General features: G+C 68.3%; 11 protein-coding genes and 1 tRNA gene. 4 read left to right on the top strand and 8 right to left on the bottom strand.

The window, feature by feature from the left end; all coding sequences use genetic code 11:
• Nucleotides 1-20: 20 nt before the first annotated feature.
• Together MRBLWO12_RS03370 and MRBLWO12_RS03365 are read right to left on the bottom strand one after the other, a co-directional pair.
• Entirely contained in the window at nucleotides 21-791 is a 771-nt protein-coding gene (locus MRBLWO12_RS03370) for a biotin--[acetyl-CoA-carboxylase] ligase (protein WP_363552687.1), read from the bottom strand.
• Nucleotides 788-2071 carry a CDP-glycerol glycerophosphotransferase family protein gene (locus MRBLWO12_RS03365; RefSeq protein WP_363552685.1) on the bottom strand — a complete coding sequence of 428 codons (1284 nt, stop codon included), beginning with the start codon at nucleotides 2069-2071 and terminating at the stop codon, nucleotides 788-790. Before MRBLWO12_RS03365 ends, MRBLWO12_RS03370 begins: the two co-directional genes overlap by 4 nt.
• Nucleotides 2072-2186: 115 nt before the next feature.
• Between MRBLWO12_RS03365 and MRBLWO12_RS03360 the strand changes: the two genes are divergently transcribed.
• A complete protein-coding gene (locus MRBLWO12_RS03360; protein ID WP_363558510.1) occupies nucleotides 2187-3209 on the top strand; it encodes a glycosyltransferase family 2 protein in 1023 nt (340 codons plus the stop codon).
• Between the two features lie 42 nt (nucleotides 3210-3251).
• Here the strand turns inward: MRBLWO12_RS03360 and MRBLWO12_RS03355 are convergent, their stop codons facing one another.
• Genes MRBLWO12_RS03355 through MRBLWO12_RS03345 form a run of 3 tightly spaced genes read right to left on the bottom strand, consistent with a single transcriptional unit; the run spans nucleotide 3252 to nucleotide 7591 of the window.
• Complete coding sequence (locus MRBLWO12_RS03355) at nucleotides 3252-4688, bottom strand: CDP-glycerol glycerophosphotransferase family protein (protein WP_363552683.1); 1437 nt, start codon at nucleotides 4686-4688, stop codon at nucleotides 3252-3254.
• Nucleotides 4685-5938: a CDP-glycerol glycerophosphotransferase family protein gene (locus MRBLWO12_RS03350; RefSeq protein WP_363552682.1), complete on the bottom strand. Its 1254-nt coding sequence runs from the start codon at nucleotides 5936-5938 to the stop codon at nucleotides 4685-4687. The genes MRBLWO12_RS03355 and MRBLWO12_RS03350 overlap by 4 nt, the downstream gene beginning before the upstream one ends.
• 48 nt (nucleotides 5939-5986) lie before the next feature.
• On the bottom strand, nucleotides 5987-7591 hold the full coding sequence (locus MRBLWO12_RS03345) for a S1C family serine protease (RefSeq protein ID WP_363552680.1): 1605 nt from the start codon (nucleotides 7589-7591) through the stop codon (nucleotides 5987-5989).
• Between the two features lie 100 nt (nucleotides 7592-7691).
• Here MRBLWO12_RS03345 and MRBLWO12_RS03340 point away from each other — a divergent pair, with 100 nt between their 5' ends.
• Entirely contained in the window at nucleotides 7692-8894 is a 1203-nt protein-coding gene (locus MRBLWO12_RS03340; RefSeq protein ID WP_363552678.1) for an aminotransferase class I/II-fold pyridoxal phosphate-dependent enzyme, read from the top strand.
• 9 nt (nucleotides 8895-8903) lie between these two features.
• Here the strand turns inward: MRBLWO12_RS03340 and MRBLWO12_RS03335 are convergent, their stop codons facing one another.
• A complete protein-coding gene (locus MRBLWO12_RS03335; protein ID WP_363552676.1) occupies nucleotides 8904-9713 on the bottom strand; it encodes a carbon-nitrogen hydrolase family protein in 810 nt (269 codons plus the stop codon).
• Between the two features lie 80 nt (nucleotides 9714-9793).
• Here MRBLWO12_RS03335 and MRBLWO12_RS03330 point away from each other — a divergent pair.
• Nucleotides 9794-9867 (top strand) — tRNA-Met (locus MRBLWO12_RS03330).
• 274 nt (nucleotides 9868-10141) lie between these two features.
• Here the strand turns inward: MRBLWO12_RS03330 and MRBLWO12_RS03325 are convergent.
• Nucleotides 10142-13063, bottom strand: a complete 2922-nt coding sequence (locus tag MRBLWO12_RS03325; RefSeq protein WP_363552674.1) for a UPF0182 family protein — start codon at nucleotides 13061-13063, stop codon at nucleotides 10142-10144.
• Between the two features lie 57 nt (nucleotides 13064-13120).
• Nucleotides 13121-14206, bottom strand: a complete 1086-nt coding sequence (locus MRBLWO12_RS03320) for a YlbL family protein (RefSeq protein WP_363552672.1) — start codon at nucleotides 14204-14206, stop codon at nucleotides 13121-13123.
• Nucleotides 14207-14325: 119 nt separating this feature from the next.
• On the opposite strand from MRBLWO12_RS03320, the gene MRBLWO12_RS03315 reads away from it, so the two are divergent.
• On the top strand, nucleotides 14326-15744 hold the full coding sequence (locus tag MRBLWO12_RS03315; protein ID WP_363552670.1) for a zinc-dependent metalloprotease: 1419 nt from the start codon (nucleotides 14326-14328) through the stop codon (nucleotides 15742-15744).
• Nucleotides 15745-16121: the final 377 nt, after the last annotated feature.

The raw sequence follows: 16121 nt of genomic DNA, 5'->3' as shown, positions 1-16121 counted from the left end.
TGCGCGGCGGCGTGTCAGCGTCAGGCGGGACGCACGTGCACGACGTCACCGGCCGAGACAGCCTGCCCGGCGCCGTCGACATCGACGAGCAGCCGCCCGTCCGCATCCAGTCCCGTGGCGACACCTTCGAGCGTCTGATCCCCCGGCATCGAGACCCGCACACGGCGACCGATCGTCGAGCAACGCGCTGCGACGGCGGCGTGCAGCCCGCTTCCGACCGCATCCCCCGTCTCGGTCAGGGCCGCAAGCTGGAAGTCCAGCCCGCGCAGATAGTCGGCGATCAGACGGTCCTCGTCGACCGTGCCACCTGCGACCGCGAACGATGTGGCCGTCGTCACAGGCAGCTGCTGCGCGGTCATGGCAGTGTTCACTCCCGCCCCGACCACCACGGCATCACCGCTCGACTCGGCGAGAATGCCACAGATCTTGCGATCCTCTACGAGGACGTCGTTGGGCCACTTGATCGCGACGTGCCGATCCGGAAGCTGCGTGGCGATCGCATCCGCCATCGCCACGCCCGCGAGCAACGGAATCCAGCCGCGCGCCGTCGGATCCGCCGGGAGCGCACGCAGCAGTACCGAGATCGCCAGTGCTGATCCGGCAGGCGCGGACCATGTTCTGTCGAGCCGACCGCGGCCGGCTGTCTGGTTCTCGGTCACCAGCACGGAGAGGTGGGGCCACGCTGCGGCGTCTGCGGCATGCGACCTCAGGTCGGCGTTGGTGGAACCGGACTCGGCGACGACGTCGAGACGCCCAGCGAGCTCGCGGGCCCGGGAGAGATCCTTCCTCACATCTCCTCCTCGTCGCCTTCTTCATCGTCGTCGTCCTCGTCCGCGACGATCGCGCCCATCTCGTGAGCGTGCCAGCGTTCCCACTCCGCGATCAGCCGCTCGATGGAGTCGTGGAACTTCGCGGTCGCGACGCCGGGGGTCGTGTCTCCGAAGTAGTGCTGCACCCACATGGTCAGGCGTGCGACGGCCGCCTCATCGGCACGCACGCGCTCCACCTCGGCGACGATGTGTCGTGCGCCTTCGACGGTCAGCCACTCGCAGTCCGCGAGGTACCCCTTCGTGTCGATGGCGGCGCGCTCGTCGGTGGGGCGCGTGATCATCAACGCGCGGCCCGCGGCCAGACGGTCGTAGACCATGGCGGAGATGTCGACGATCGCCACATCGGCGGCAGACAACTGCCACCCGAGGTCCGCACCGTGATCGTAGACGTGCTGCGCCGCAGGATCGGCCGCATTCGCCGCGGCGATCGCCGCCACGATGCGCTTGTGCGCCGCTCCATACGCATCGTCGACGACCCCGCTGCGCGGATGAGGGCGGTAGATGACGCGGTGCGCGCCCGTGGCGAGCAGCTCGTTCACCAGGATCTCGCCGTGAGAGGCGATCGATCCATAGTGCGCGCTGGGGCGGTCGCCCTCCCACGTCGGGGCGTAGAGCACAACGGTGCGGCCATCCGGAGTGTAAGGAAGCGTGCCCGAGTAATGGTCGGCCTGGGGGCGACCGATCTCGATCGTGCGCTTGTCGACGTCATAGTCCCACAGCGTGCGCGAGAGCCGATCCCTCGCGGCCTGACCGGCGACCAGCGCGTAGTCGTAGGCCTTGTACTGATTGGTCGTCATGTACATCTTGTCGGACTCGCCGTGGTTGATGAACACGTGCCACCGACGTCCGTACCGGAACATCTGGAAGTTGCGGGTGTTCTGATTCACGTACAGGACGACGCGGATGTCCTGCTTCGCGATGAACCGCTCGAGGTCACGGACCGTCGGCACGAAGGCGACCGGAGGGGCGTCCTCGTCGAGCAGGCGCTCCGCGCCCGAGGCCTGCCGCGCCAGGACCACGACGGGACGATGCTGTGCGAGAGCAGCCAGGGGCCGATACCACTGGCGCATCTGGTACATGTTCACGGCACCATCCGCGAAGTACACCGCGACCTGGTAGTGGCCCTCAGGGTGCGGGGACTCGTCGGAAAGCCGTCGCCGTACCCTCTGCACCGCCGCACGGGACGCCAGCGCGCGCCTCAACAGCCCATACGCCTTCTTCGCGTCTGACATTGCACCCATCCCTCCAGGATACTTCGGCCCATGGAAGTGCCAGGCAGCGGTACCCCCTCCGTGACATGATCGAGAGGTGCAGGACAGTGAATCCAGGGGGCCGGCGGCAGGAGTGTCGTTCGTCATGCCGGTGCTCAACGAACGCGCCTACCTGCAGCATGCGGTGGAGTCGGTGCTGGCGCAGGATCTCGACGTCCCCGCGGAGCTGGTGCTCGCGCTCGGTCCATCCACCGACGGCACCACGGAACTCGCCAGGATGCTCGCGTCCGACGACGACCGCATCCGACTCGTGGACAACCCCGCCGCGCACATCCCGGTCGGCCTGAACGCGGCGATCCGGGCCAGCCGGTACCCGACGGTCATCCGCGTGGACGCCCACTCCGAGCTCTCGCCCGGATACGCGGCACGCGCGCTGCGCACGCTCGAGCGCACCGGCGCCGCCAACGTGGGCGGAGTGATGCACGCCGAAGGGCGCACGCCGTTCCAGAAGGCGGTCGCTCGCCTGTACAACTCCCCCGTCGGCCTCGGCGGCGGCGCGTACCACGGCGGTGCACGGGAGAGCGAGGCTGAATCGGCCTACCTCGGTGTGATGCGTCGCGACGTGCTCGACGAGGTCGGACTGTTCGATGAGACCATCCGGCGCGGCGAGGACTGGGAACTGAATCTCCGGATCCGTCAGGCAGGCCACCTGGTCTGGTTCGACCCCGACCTGTCCGTCACCTACTGGCCCCGTGAGAGCTGGCTGCGCTTGGCGCGACAGTTCCGGGCGACCGGCGCGTGGCGCGGCGAGCTGGTGCGCCGCTTCGGACGACGCAATGGTCTGCGCTTCTTCGCGCCGCCCGCACTCGTACTCATCGTCGCTGTCGCGGTCGTGATCGGCGTGCTGCAGCTGACCGGCGTCCTCACGGGGGCCGCCTCGCTGATCGCTTCGGCGATCTACCTTCCTCTCGTCGCCTACGCCCTGCTGGTGCTCGCGGTCGCGCTCATGCCCGGCGGTGGAGGCATCCGTCAACGCCTGTGGACCTTGCTCGTGCTCCCGACCATGCACCTGTCGTGGGGTTTCGGGTTCCTTGGCGGTGTGCTGCGCGGCGCCCGCGACACCGTGGACGCGTCGCGCCTCGGCACGCGCAACACGCCTCTTCCCTGACCCCGGAACCGGCTCAGGACCGCATGGCTGCTGTCTGCGCCGTCAGCGCGTCAGGAATCCCTGATCCAGTATGCGATCGACGACGCGCTGCGCCGCGTGACCGTCGTCGCGTGCGTTGAACTGTGCCTTCCAGGCTCCGTACCGCGTCTGATAGGTGCTCTCGTGATCCGGATCCGCGAGCGCAGCGGCGAGTTCCTCCTGAGTGCTGACGAGAGGCCCAGGTGCCCGTTCTGCGAGGTCGAAGTAGAAGCCCCGAAGCTCGCCGCGATAGTGCGCGAGATCAGGCACCAGGAAGTACATGGGCTTGCCGGTGACGCTGAAGTCGAACATCACCGAGGAGTAGTCGGTGATCAGCGCATCCGCGGCCAGCAGCAGTTGAGCCGTCTCCGGGTATCCGGTGACGTCGATCACCCGCGCGCCGGCATGGTCGCGCCCCTGCAGCAGTGTGCGGGAGTGCCCGCGCATGAGGACCACCGCGCCTGCCTGCTCGGCCAACAGCTCCGGATCGATGAAGTCGACCATCTCGCGCCGGTCGTCGCGCCAGGTGGGGGCGTACAGCAGCACGCGCTCCCCCTCGGCGATTCCGAGTGCCGCGCGGATCGCCGCCGCATCGCCCGTGACGAGCGCATCGTTGCGCGGATAGCCCTCGACCCAGATCGGACGGCCGAAGAATGCGTAGGCCTTCTTCAGGATCCGTGCCGAGTACGGGTTCTGCGCAAGCAGCACATCCCAGCGCCGGGACTCCTTGACCACAGCCGCCATCCGCCGCGGATCGAAACCAGGGCGGTGCAGCGCGAGCCGCTTGAGCGGGGTGCCGTGCCAGGTCTGCAGCACCTGCTGGCCCGGCTTGCGGGCGAAACGACGACGAAGCCAGTCATTGACGACCAGCAGTCGTGCCGCACCGCGCGCACGCCACCATTCGGGACTTCCCTCGACGACCGCGACAGCTCCCTCCGGGACGGGCACCGAGAGGTCCACCACGCTCCAATACCGGCGGACTCCCGGCGCACGCGCCGCGATCTCACGATCGATCGCCTGAGGGTTGCAACCGACGCTGCGCCCATAGAAGCTCTCGAAGAACACGGCATTCTCCGTGGCGCCTGACTGCGCGACGTAACGCTCCTCGAGCGTCGACTGGCCTTCCGGGGTCTCGTAGACGGGGTCGATGGGAGCGGCGATGCTGACGCGCTCCCCGTCGACGGCCACTCGGACTCCGGGGAGCATGGTTGGGATCACGACGAGATCGTCCAGCGCGACCTCGTCGATGCGCAGCTCGTACTCGCCGCCCGGCAGCGGCAGCGCCGGGCCACCCCAGCGCGCGGCCTCGAGCGGGAACGATGCCTTCCAGGTCTTGCCGCCCCCCGTGACACGCGCTTCCACGCGAGCGCGTGGGCCGACCAGGAGCGCACTCGCCGGACGCTGCCCGGTGCCTGCGATGATCAGCGACTGCGTCGCCTCATCGATCCGGGCCGTGGTCATGCTGCTCCCTTCGGCGCGGGGATGCCCCGCGCGCGGATTGCCTGATACACCCGATGGGTGTTGCGTCCGTCGCGGTACGCATGCATCTCCGCGCTGAGCGTAGCGGAACGCGCGGATCTCGCCGCGAGCGCCTCCGTGCTCGCGAGGAGCTCGTCGAGTTGAGACAGCAGACCACCCCAGGTCGTCGCGGCGTCCTCACCGGCGACGTCCTCGAATCGGCCGTAGAAGCCTCTGGTGCGCGCGTAGTCCGCGGCGTCGGGGGCCAGGAACAGCACGGGCATCGCCAGAAGACCGACGTCGAAGGCCAGCGACGAATAGTCGGTGATCAGGACGTCGACGGCGGGAAGCACCGGGGTGACATCCGCGAGCACAGACGCCCCCAGCATCCGCACCCGTCTGCTCGGCAGCGGCGGTGCATAGCCGCCTTCCCCGAGCGGGTGCGACCTGACGAGGAGCAGAGCGTCGTTCTGCTCGAGCACACGGATGATCTGGACCCATTCCTCGGCGGTGGGGACCGCTGGGTCTGCCGCACCGTCGCGCCACGTGGGCGCGTACAGGATCGTTCGCACCGCATCAGAGGTACCCTCGACGCCATCACGGAGAATCGCGGTGGCACGCGCGCGCCGCTCTTCGACCGAACCGGCGGAAAGGACGTCCACCCGGGGCTCGCCTGTCACGACCACGCGGTCGTCCTGCAGGCGGAAGGCCGATTCCAGGCGTCCACGAGAACGGTGCGAGGCGGCGGGAAGCACGCGGATGCGCTGAGCAGCGCTGCGGTACAGAAACGCGATCAGCCGACGCAGCTGCGGCGCACCGGGGACGGACGGCACCTGAGTGGTGGCCGGAGAGTCCAGGCCGATGCGCTTGAGCGGGATGCCGTGCCACAGCTGCACCACGAATGCTCCGGAGTTGGCGTATCGATTGACATCGCCGAGACCGTGGGTGACCACGAGCACTCCGGCGCGGGCTGTCGCCCACCAGCCGCGCAGTCCTCCCTTGCGCACCGTGCGGATGCCGAGAGCTGCGGCCTCACGGTCTTCGCGCGCTGTCGACGTGAGCCAGAGCGTGTCATGACCGGCCGCCGCCGCGTACCGCTGCAGCGCCAGAGCGCCGTCGCCGACACCCGCGCCGCATCCGAAGACCCAGCGCCGTCCGCGGGGAACGAGGAACGTGCCTATACGCCCGACGGCATACAACGGGATCCGGAGCAGCTTGGCCGCATTGCCGGTGCCGAATGAGAAGGACGCCACCCCGCGAGCCTATCGCGGAGGTGGCGCCCTTCTCTGTGAGACGAGGGGTCAGCCGGCGAGTTCGCCGAGCGTGACCTCCGTCTCGAACTCTTTCCCGCCCCGGTTGTACGTGACGGTGGCCTTGCTGCCGGCGGCCGCGGCCCGCACCTGCGCGGTGAGGTCGGTGGCGCTCGTGATCGGGACGCCGTTGAACGCGGTGACGACGTCATCCGCCTTCAGCCCGCCCTGCGTGGCTGCTCCACCATCGGTGACCTCGGCGATGTAGGCGCCCGAGACGACAGCGCCCTCGACCGTGGATGCGTCGCGCACCGAGGCGCCGAGCAGTCCGTGCGTCGCGGCACCGTCAGCGATGATCTCCTCGGAGACGCGCTTGGCGATGTTCGAGGGGATCGAGAAGCCGACACCGATGGAGCCGGACTCCTCCGAGTTGCCCGAGCTGGCGATCGCGACGTTGATTCCGATCAGCTCGCCCTTGCTGTTGACGAGCGCTCCCCCGGAGTTGCCGTGATTGATCGCGGCATCCGTCTGGATCACGGCGATCGAGATCGAGTCGCTGCTCTGCTGCTGGCCGGAGCCGGGGAGGTCGAACTGGAACGGGCCCTGCTCGCCCTCCTCAGGGGCCTGCTCCTGCGGAGCGTCCTCCGAGCTGGACTCGGGCAGAGCCGAGGAGGCGATCTGGATGCTGCGGTTCAACGCACTGACGATTCCGGTCGTCACGGAGTTCGCGAGTCCGAGAGGCGCGCCGAGGGCTACCGCGGTGTCACCGACGTTGAGCTTCGACGAGTCCGCGAAGTCGATCGGCGTGAGGCCCTTGGCGTCCTTGAGCTTGATCACGGCGAGGTCGTAGATGGGGTCGGTGCCGACGACAGTCGCCTCGTAGATGCGCCCATCCGACGTCGTCACGCGGATCGTGGGATCAGCCACTGCGCCTCCGAGCGTCACGACGTGCGTGTTGGTGAGCACATAGCCGTCGTCGCTGATGATCACGCCGGAGCCGCTGCCCGCCTCGCTGGAGCCCGCCACCTCGATCGTGACGACCGACGGCAGCGCCTTGCTGGCGACCGCCGTGGTCTCGTTGACCGAACCGGGGTTGTTGACGGTCACGGTCTCCGGGCCCGAGGCGACACCGGTGGACGGCGAGTTGCCGACAGCGTTCCAGATCGCCCCTCCGCCGAACCCGGCGACGCCGCCGACGAGGGCGGCCGCCACGACGAGTGCCGCGATCTTCACGCCACCTCGCGGCTTCGCGTCCTTCGCCTTGGTGGCGCCGGGGAGCGCATCGCCGGTCGCGAAGGGTGCGCCGAGCGGGAGGCTGCCGCCGAGCGGCTGCGTGGGCTGAGTCGCCGACGCATCGCTGTGGATGCCGAAGGCGGCACCGGACGATGCCGCCGGGGCCGGGGATGTCGGCGCGGCGAACTGCTGCTGAGCCGACGGGACAGGCGGCAGCGGGACAGGACCGGCTGCCTGCGACGTGAACGTCGACGGGACTTCATGCCCGGCTGCGGCCGGAGCGGATGCCTGCGCCTGGCCCGGCGCGGCCGGGTCGATGGTGGTGTCAGCGGACGCGTCGGGCGCCGGTGTTCCGGCGGCTCCTGCGACCTCGGTGGGCGGCACGTCGGGTGCCGAGTGGTCGTGGGTGTTGTCTTCGTTCATGGTGTGTGCTCCTTCAACAACGCTCCCTCAGACTGCTCCCCATGTCTGTGCGTTTCTTATGGCGAAGGTGAGTTTCCCCTATGGCCTTAGCCTGTTGTTCATGAGTGTCGTCCCGGGCGCATGGCGCCGCACCGCAGCGGGCGCCGGCCTGCTCTCGAGCGACGGAGCAGTCGCACCCACCATCTTCGCAGAGATGTCCGCGGCAGCGGCCAGAACCGGCGCCATCAATCTCGGACAGGGGTTCCCGGATGAGGACGGCCCCGCCGAGGTGCTTGAGGCGGCACGGGCGGCGATCGCGAACGGTGCCAATCAGTACCCGCCGGGGCGGGGGATCCCCGACCTGCTCGCTGCGATCAGCGAGCACCAGCGGCGCTTCTACGGGCTGGAGGTCGACCCGGAGCGCGAGATCATCGTCACCGCGGGAGCGACCGAGGCACTGACGGCGACGCTCCTCGCACTCATCGAGGGCGCGGACGACGAAGTGGTCGTCTTCGAGCCCTACTACGACTCCTACGCCGCGGCGGCGGCCCTCGCGGGCGCGACGCTGCGCACCGTGCCGCTGCGCGCACCGGATTTCCAGCCCGATCTGGACGAGCTCGCGGCGGCGGTGACGGATCGCACCCGGATCATCCTGATCAACGACCCGCACAACCCCACCGGCACGGTGTTCCGCCGAGAGGTGTTGGCGGAGATCGTGCGCCTCGCTGAGCTGCACGACGCGATCATCGTGACCGATGAGGTCTACGAGCACCTGGCGTTCCATGCCCCGCACACTCCGATCGCCACGCTCCACGGAGCTGCGACGCGCACGCTGACGATCTCTTCAGCGGGCAAGACGTTCTCGGCCACCGGATGGAAGATCGGGTGGGTGCACGGCCCTGCAGACCTGATCACGGCAGTGCTCACGGTCAAGCAGTACCTGACGTACGTCAACGGATCGCCGTTCCAGCCCGCGATCGCGGTGGGGCTGCGCCTGGCCGATTCCTTCTTCGACGGCGCTGCCACGGCACTCGCCCGCAAGCACGAGATCCTCGGCGCCGGGCTCCGTGCGGCCGGATTCGGGGTGCTCGCACCTGAGGGCGGCTACTTCACCGTCGCCGATGCGACCGCTCTCGGCGGTGCGGATGCCGCGGCGTTCTGCCGCGCACTGCCCGACCGCGCCGGTGTCGTCGCGATCCCGCTGACGGCATTCGTCTCTGAAGCCCGCCGCGGGGAGTACTCCGGACTCATCCGGTTCGCCGCCTGCAAGCGCGTCGAAGTGCTCGAAGAAGCCGTCGCGCGCCTCGCGGTGCTCGGGAGCTGAGAAGGCCCCTCAGCGGGGCACGACGGCGTATCTGCGGACCCGCAGGGAAGGGTTCGTGGAGCGCACTCGCTCGATCACATCGCGCTCCACGACGCTGATCGCGATGCCCTCCGCCACGCCGACCCCGGCGAGCACGACGCCCTGCGGATCGATGATCTGGGAATGCCCCACGCCGGTCGGGGCCGGGTGGTCGGCGGCCACGACGTACGCGGTGTTCTCGATCGCACGTGCGGCGAGCAGCGTGGTCCAGTGGTGTTCTTTGAGCGGCCCCCTGACCCACTCCGCCGGCACGACCAGCACATCGGCATCAGCATCCATCAGAGTGCGGGCGACCTCGGGGAAACGCAGGTCGTAGCAGGTCATCAGTCCGAACCGCAGGCCGCCCAGCTCAAACGTCACCGCGGTGCCGACATCTCCCGCTTCCACCCACTCCGACTCGGCCTGGCCGAACGCGTCGTACAGGTGCTGCTTGCGGTACACCGCGAGCAGCCCGTCACCGCGCACGGCGACCACGGCGTTGCGGACACGGTGATCATCGGATGCCCGCTCCACGAGCCCCGCGACGATCACGACCCCGTACTCCCCCGCCAAGGCGGTGAGCGTCGTCACGAAGTCGCCGTCGAGCGTCTCGGCGTTCACCGCGAGACTCGCATCCATCGGATCCACGAAGTAGCTCGCGTACTCGGGGAAGACGATCAGCCGTGCGCCGCGTCCTGCCGCTTCCGCGGTGAGCTCGGCGATGCGTTCGAGGTTGTCCGCTCGGGAGGCAGAGGGCGCGAACTGGCAGACGGCGACGGGGACGGCGGAGCGCTCGGACATGTTCCTCATCTTCCCCTATCCGTCGAGCACCCGCCCCGATTCGCGCACTCCCGAAACCCGTGTTAGGCTATCTCTTGTGCCGCGGGGTGGAGCAGTTCGGTAGCTCGCCGGGCTCATAACCCGGAGGTCGCAGGTTCAAATCCTGTCCCCGCAACGAGAATGCGACACAAGAAGGCCCGGATCCGCAAGGATCCGGGCCTTCTGCTTTGTCCTGTGGACTCTTCTGCTTTGTCCTGTGGACTCTGGGCCGGAGCGAACGGCCCATCGGCGAAGAGTCACGACACGCCGTCCGCGAGCCCGTCGGCTCGGCATGTCCTGACCCCTCAGGCAGTGCAGACACGCATATCTCGCGGCGCCGAGGTGCAGCGCCCGGACACGCGAATGGGCGCCCCCGAGGGGGACGCCCATTCGTCATCGACGCAGGAGGATCACTCCCCTGCGGCCGCCTCCAGCTCCAGAAGCTTCTGGACGGCGGCGGTGAGGCGCTTGTCCGCCTCGCCGAACTTCTCCAGGTCGCCTGCCTTGAGGGCGGCGTCACGGTCGAGGAGGGCCTGCTGCGCGGCGGAGAGTGCCGCTGCCTGCTCGTCCGTCGGCTGAGCGGGCGTCTGCCCCGCGTCCGGATCGGCATCGGGATCCGTACCGGGGTCCGCGTCCGGGTCGGACGGCTCGACCTCTTCATCGCCGCCCGTGGCTCCCGAGTCGCCGCCGAACAGCGTGTCGAGCGCCGCGGTGAGCGTGTCTTCGAAAGCGACCCGGTCACCGAAGGCGACCAGCACCTTCTGCAGGCGCGGGAGCTGCGTGCCCTCGGAGGACTGCACGTACACCGGCTGCACGTAGAGCAGACCACCACCGACCGGGAGGGTCAGGAGGTTTCCGTAGATCACTTGCGACTCGCCCTGCTGCAGCAGGTTCAGCTGCGGCACGACCGATGTATCCGAGTTGTAGGTGTTCTGCACCTGCCCGGGGCCCGGCACCGTGGTGTCGTCGTTGATCTCGAGCATGCGCAGCTGGCCGTAGCCTTCGCCCTTCACGCCCTTCTCCGATCCCGCGTCTGAGTCGACCGCGAGATAGCCCATCAGGACGTCACGGGTGCTTCCCGCGCCCTGCGAGGCAGGGATGAACGTGGAGAACATCGAGAACCGTGCCGAGTCCTGACCGGGCATCTTCATCGTGAGGTAGTACGGCGGCTGCAGCATCGCGTCGCTGCGCGGATCGTTCGGCGTCTGCCAGCGGTTGTCCTGCTGAGCGAACGAGTTCGCGTTGTCGATGTGATAGACACCGAGCACATCGCGCTGCACCTTGAACAGATCGGTCGGGTAGCGGACGTGGCTCATCAGCTCGCCGGACATGTCGCTGATCGGCTTCACGGTCGACGGGTAGACGTTCTGCCAGGTCTTGAGCACCGGGTCCTCGTCATCCCACGCGTACAGCGTCACCGAGCCGTCATACGCGTCCACGGTCGCCTTGACCGAGTTGCGGATGTAGTTGATGTCGTCGATCGCGAGAGTAGGCGTCGGGACGTTGGAGTCGGCGATCGCCTCGGAGAGGCTGACGCTGGTCGAGTACGGGTACGTCGCGCTCGTCGTGTATCCGTCGACGATCCAGACGATCCGGCCGTCGACCACGCTCGGGTACGGGTCGCTGTCGAGCTCGAGGTACGGCGCGACCTTCTGCACACGGGTCTTCGGGTCACGGTCGTACAGGATCTGCGAATCCTCGTTCACGAGGTTCGAGAACAGGATCTGCTCGGACTGGAACTTCAGCGCATACAGCAGCTTCGTGAACGTGTCGCCGATCTTCGGGCCGCCGTCGCCGTTGAAGGTCGTCTTGGTCTCGTTGGACCCGTCCTTGCCGCGCGGGTAGTCGATCTCGGCCGGGGCCGAGGATTCCGGCGCACCGACGATCGAGTACTCCGGGGAGTTCTCGCCGAAGTACACGCGCGGCTCGAAGTTCTCGCGGTCGGTCAGGAAGCCCGCAGAGGGGATGCCACGCTCGAGGAACACCGGCTCGCCGTCGGACGTACGCTGGTTGCCCGCTGCCGCCACCAGGCCGTAGCCGTGGGTGTAGACCGCGACGCGGTTGTTCCAGTTGTCGCCGTCGCCGAGCTTGGTGATGTCGAGGTCACGGACGGCCACGACGGTGTCCTGCATCTCGCCGTTGATCTCGTAGCGGTCGACGTCGAGCGTCTCCTCGAACTGGTAGTACGCACGGTACTGCTCGAGCTGACGCACGGTCGGGCTGATGACCTTGGGGTCCATGATGCGGATCGACGCCGTGGTGTCGGCGTCTTCGCGGAGCTGTCCTGCCTCGGCATCCGTCTCGGCCTGGAACGAGGTGGTCTCGAGGTCAGCGACGTCGTAGGCCTCCTTGGTGCCGTCGATGTTCCGCTGGTAGTACTCCGCCTGATAGGCGTTCTGGTTCGGCTTGACCTGGAACGTCGTGACGACCCACGGGTAGCCGACACCGACGACGAGGGATGCCACGATCAGCAGCGCGGTCGCCGCGAGCGGGAACCGCCAGCGGCCGATGACCGCGGTGACGAAGAACAGCACGGCAACGAGCGCGGCGATGATGGCGATGATCGCGAGACCGGGAATCGTCGCGTTCACGCCGGTGTACGCAGCACCGGTGATGCGGTCATCCGGGGCGACGAGCGTCTTGTACCGGTCGAGCCAGAGGCTGACAGCCTGCACGAGCAGGTAGAGACCGGCGATGACGGCCAGCTGAATGCGCGCGGACTTCGAGATGCGCAGCTCGCCCTGGCCGATCTGCACCGCACCGTAGAGGTAGGACACCAGCGCGGTGACCAGCAGGCTCAGCAAGAGGATGGCGGAGACGAACGCGAGGAGCATCGAGTAGAACGGCATCGCGAACATGTAGAAACCGGTGTCGATGCCGAACTCCGGGTCGACCGTGGAGGTCGCCACGCCATTGGCCCAGAGCCACACGGTCTTCCAGTTGCCCGCCGCGGCGAAGCCGGCGAAGAGTCCGAAGAAGATGGGCATCCCCCACATGGCCAAGCGGCGCAGAGGCTCGATGACCTCCTGGTACCGGTCGAGCTGCGAACTCAGCCGCACATAAACAGGGCGCAGGCGGTAGGCGAGCTGGATCACCACGAACAACGGAACGGCCATGGCCAGGAATCCGACGACGAACATCACCGCCGTCGCGATCCACTGCGTCGTCAACACACCGGTGAATCCGACCTGGTCGAACCAGAGGAATTCCGTGTACAGCGATGCGAAGACGAAGAACACCGCGATCAACGCGGCGATGATCACCAGTGAGATGCCGAGAATACGTCGGGACGTTCGAGGCGTGGCCGGGTTCTGAGCTGAGGTCGAGGTCACTCCCCCATCCTAGGCATGCCTTACTGGGCGGGGGCTGTCATCCCGGTCACGGGGAGGTCACGACGCGGCGCATGTCGGCAGCGCAGCGACGTCACCGCCCTCGGCGATCACGTCGAGCGCAGCGAGGGACTCGTCCAGCGTGGCTGTGCGGATCACCTGCAGACCGTCCGGCACATGCCCGACGACCTCGTCGCAGTTCGATGCCGGCGCCAGGAAGTACGCCGCTCCGGCGTCGCGTGCCCCGTAGAGCTTCTGACGGATCCCGCCGATCGGCCCGACGGTGCCGTCCGCCTCGATCGTTCCGGTGCCCGCGACGTTCTCTCCGCCGTTGAGCTCGCCCTCGGTCAGGGTGTCGATGATCCCGAGTGCGAACATCATCCCCGCGCTCGGCCCGCCGACGTTGTCGAGCTGGATGGTGACATCGATCGGGAAGTCGTAGTCGGTGCGCAGCGTGATGCCGATCAGCCACGTCGTGACATCGCCCTGGGTGTGCTTCTCCGGCGTGATCGAGACGCTCTGCTCCTCGCCGTCACGGAGGACCGTGAGGGTGATCGTGTCGCCGCCGGCATCCTGGATCGCCGTGCGGAGCTGCTTCGCGGAGGTGACGTCGGCGCCGTCGATGCCGGTGATGACGTCGCTCGGTTCGAGCAGACCGGCGGCCGGCGTGTCGTCGACCGCCTCGACGACCACGACCTCCGCTCCGGTGTCGTAGCCGAGTTCGTTCAGCGCCGCGGCGGTCGCCTCGTGCTGCGAATCCACCATCAGCGTGGCGTTGCGCTCATCGCGCTGCTCGCTGGTCACGCCTTCGGGGAACACCGAGTCCAGCGGCACGACCGCGCGCGAGGAATCCGTCCACGCCAATGCGAGTTCGAACCAGCTGGGCGTGCGCTCGCGGTTACCGACCACCTGGACGGTGGTGAGGTCGAGCGTGCCCGCGGTCTCGAACGTCTCAGCGCCCTCGATGCGGATCAGCGGCACCTGCTCGCCGTCGGCACCGTCTGCGGTTCCGAGGGTGTCGTACACCGGCCCGGGCCGCTGGATCACGTACGGCGTCGGGAGGAAGGTGAGCACCACCAGCGCGATGAGCGCGACGATCAGCGCCCAGACTCCCAGCCCGAGCTTCACAGACCGCGTTCGATCCACAGCATTCCTCCGTCGTTCGCGAGCGGCGTACAGCGATTCGCCCATGTCGGGGTCACCTGCAGAAACCTGTGACTAGCGTAGATCCCGCAGGCTTACGGCGTACTGAGAGGGCGATCGACATGGCGGACAACGACCCCACACCCGAGGACTTCCAGGAATTCCTGCGGAAGATGCTCTCCGGCCAAGGCGGTGGCGACATCGACCCGGAGGCACTGCGTGGCGCCTTCGAGGGCATGGAGGGCATGCAGTTCGATCCCGCGATGATGCAGACGATCATGTCGCAGTTGCAGGGTGCGTTCGGCGGCGACCCCTGGGAGAACGCGCTGCGGCAGGCGCTCCACATCGCCAACCGCGACGGTCAGGGCATCACCGACGGATCCCGGACCTCGCTGGTGGACTCCTTCGCGCTCGCGAACCTGTGGCTGGGCGAGGCGACGACGATCTCCGAGCTCGCGGAGAGCCCGAGCGCCATGACCCGCGGGGAATGGGTCGAGAAGACGCTCCCGGTGTGGAAGGAGATCGCAGGCCCGGTCTCGACGAGCATCGCGGACGCGCTCACCAGCGCGCTGGACACGCAGGTCCCCGAGGAGATGCGCGGAGTCGTGCAGGGAGCGGGAAAGCTCATGCGCGGCGTGGGCGGCTCGGTGTTCGCCGCACAGTTCGGCCAGGTGCTCGGCAACCTCGCGCTCGAGGTGGTGTCCGGCGGCGACGTGGGCATCCCGGTCCTGCCCGCCGGTGTCGCGGCGGTCATCCCGCAGAATCTCACGGCCTTCGGCGAGGGGCTCGAGATCCCCGAAGACCAGATCGCCCTGTACCTGGCGACCCGCGAGCTCGCCTACGCGCGCCTCTACCGCCACGCGAAGTGGCTCCACCTGCACGTGATGGCCCAGATCACCGACTTCGCCCGTGGTGTCACGGTCGACGTCGATGCGCTGGAGGACGTCGCGAGCCGGCTCGATCCCTCCAACCCGGAGGAACTGCGTGCCGCGATCGAGGGCGGTGCCCTGCTGCCCGCTCAGACCGAGGCGCAGCGCGAGTCGCTCGCCCGCCTCGAGAACCTGATCGCCACCATCGACGGTTGGGTCGACGTCGTCACGGCCGAGGCGACATCACGCCTTCCCGAAAGCACGCGTATCGCCGAGGCCGCACGACGCCGTCGCGCGGTGGGAGGCCCTGCGGAGGACGCGCTCGGCGCCCTCGTCGGGTTGAAGCTGCGCCCCCGCCGCATCCGTGAGGCGTCGGCGATGTGGAAGACGGTCACCGAGGCCGTGGGCATCGCCGGTCGGGACTCGCTGTGGGACTATCCGGACCTGATGCCCACCGCGGAGGACATCGATGACCCGACCGCCCTCGTGGCCCGCCTGCAGGCCGCGGCACGCGGCGAGCAGCCCGTGGCCGACGAGTTCGACGAAGCCCTCGCTCGTCTCCTCGACGGTGACGACTTCTCCGACGCCGGATCGGCGGACACCACTCCCGAGCAAGCCGACGAGCCGGATGGCACCGACGATGAGCGTCCCGAGGGCGACCGACCCGTCTGAGCACTCGGGGAGCAACGACGAGCCCTCCTCCCCTGATCGGGAGGAGGGCTAAGTTGTCCACGGATGCACCATCGGTGTCCCGCGACACGCGTCGCGTCTTCAGAATCGGAGAATGTCACCGCTCTCCCCCACGACCTTGACGCGTCTGGACCCCGACGTCCCACTGCTGTGGAGGGACGACACCACCCTCCAGCTCGGCATGGCCGGCGACGTCCGCATCGAGGTCGCCGCGGCATGGGTGGAGTTGCTGATCGGACGGATGCGCGCCGGGTTCCGCCGATCCGCGTTCGACGTCGTCGCACACGGCGTCGGCGCACCCCGACGGGAAGCCCGGATGCTGCTCGCACAGCTCGGCGCGTTCCTCGTGGACGACGCTC

The organism is Microbacterium sp. LWO12-1.2, assembly GCF_040675875.1.
GTDB lineage: Bacteria > Actinomycetota > Actinomycetes > Actinomycetales > Microbacteriaceae > Microbacterium.
Note: the sequence above shows the minus strand (reverse complement) of the source record. Positions and strands in the feature narration are given on the sequence as shown.

Bases quoted from the DNA above. Each gene is read 5' to 3' on its own strand.
- MRBLWO12_RS03365 (WP_363552685.1), bottom strand. From the start codon at position 2,071: ATGGGTGCAATGTCAGACGCGAAGAAGGCGTATGGGCTGTTGAGGCGC.
- MRBLWO12_RS03360 (WP_363558510.1), top strand. From the start codon at position 2,187: ATGCCGGTGCTCAACGAACGCGCCTACCTGCAGCATGCGGTGGAGTCG.
- MRBLWO12_RS03355 (WP_363552683.1), bottom strand. From the start codon at position 4,688: ATGACCACGGCCCGGATCGATGAGGCGACGCAGTCGCTGATCATCGCA.
- MRBLWO12_RS03345 (WP_363552680.1), bottom strand. From the start codon at position 7,591: ATGAACGAAGACAACACCCACGACCACTCGGCACCCGACGTGCCGCCC.
- MRBLWO12_RS03340 (WP_363552678.1), top strand. From the start codon at position 7,692: ATGAGTGTCGTCCCGGGCGCATGGCGCCGCACCGCAGCGGGCGCCGGC.
- MRBLWO12_RS03335 (WP_363552676.1), bottom strand. From the start codon at position 9,713: ATGTCCGAGCGCTCCGCCGTCCCCGTCGCCGTCTGCCAGTTCGCGCCC.
- MRBLWO12_RS03315 (WP_363552670.1), top strand. From the start codon at position 14,326: ATGGCGGACAACGACCCCACACCCGAGGACTTCCAGGAATTCCTGCGG.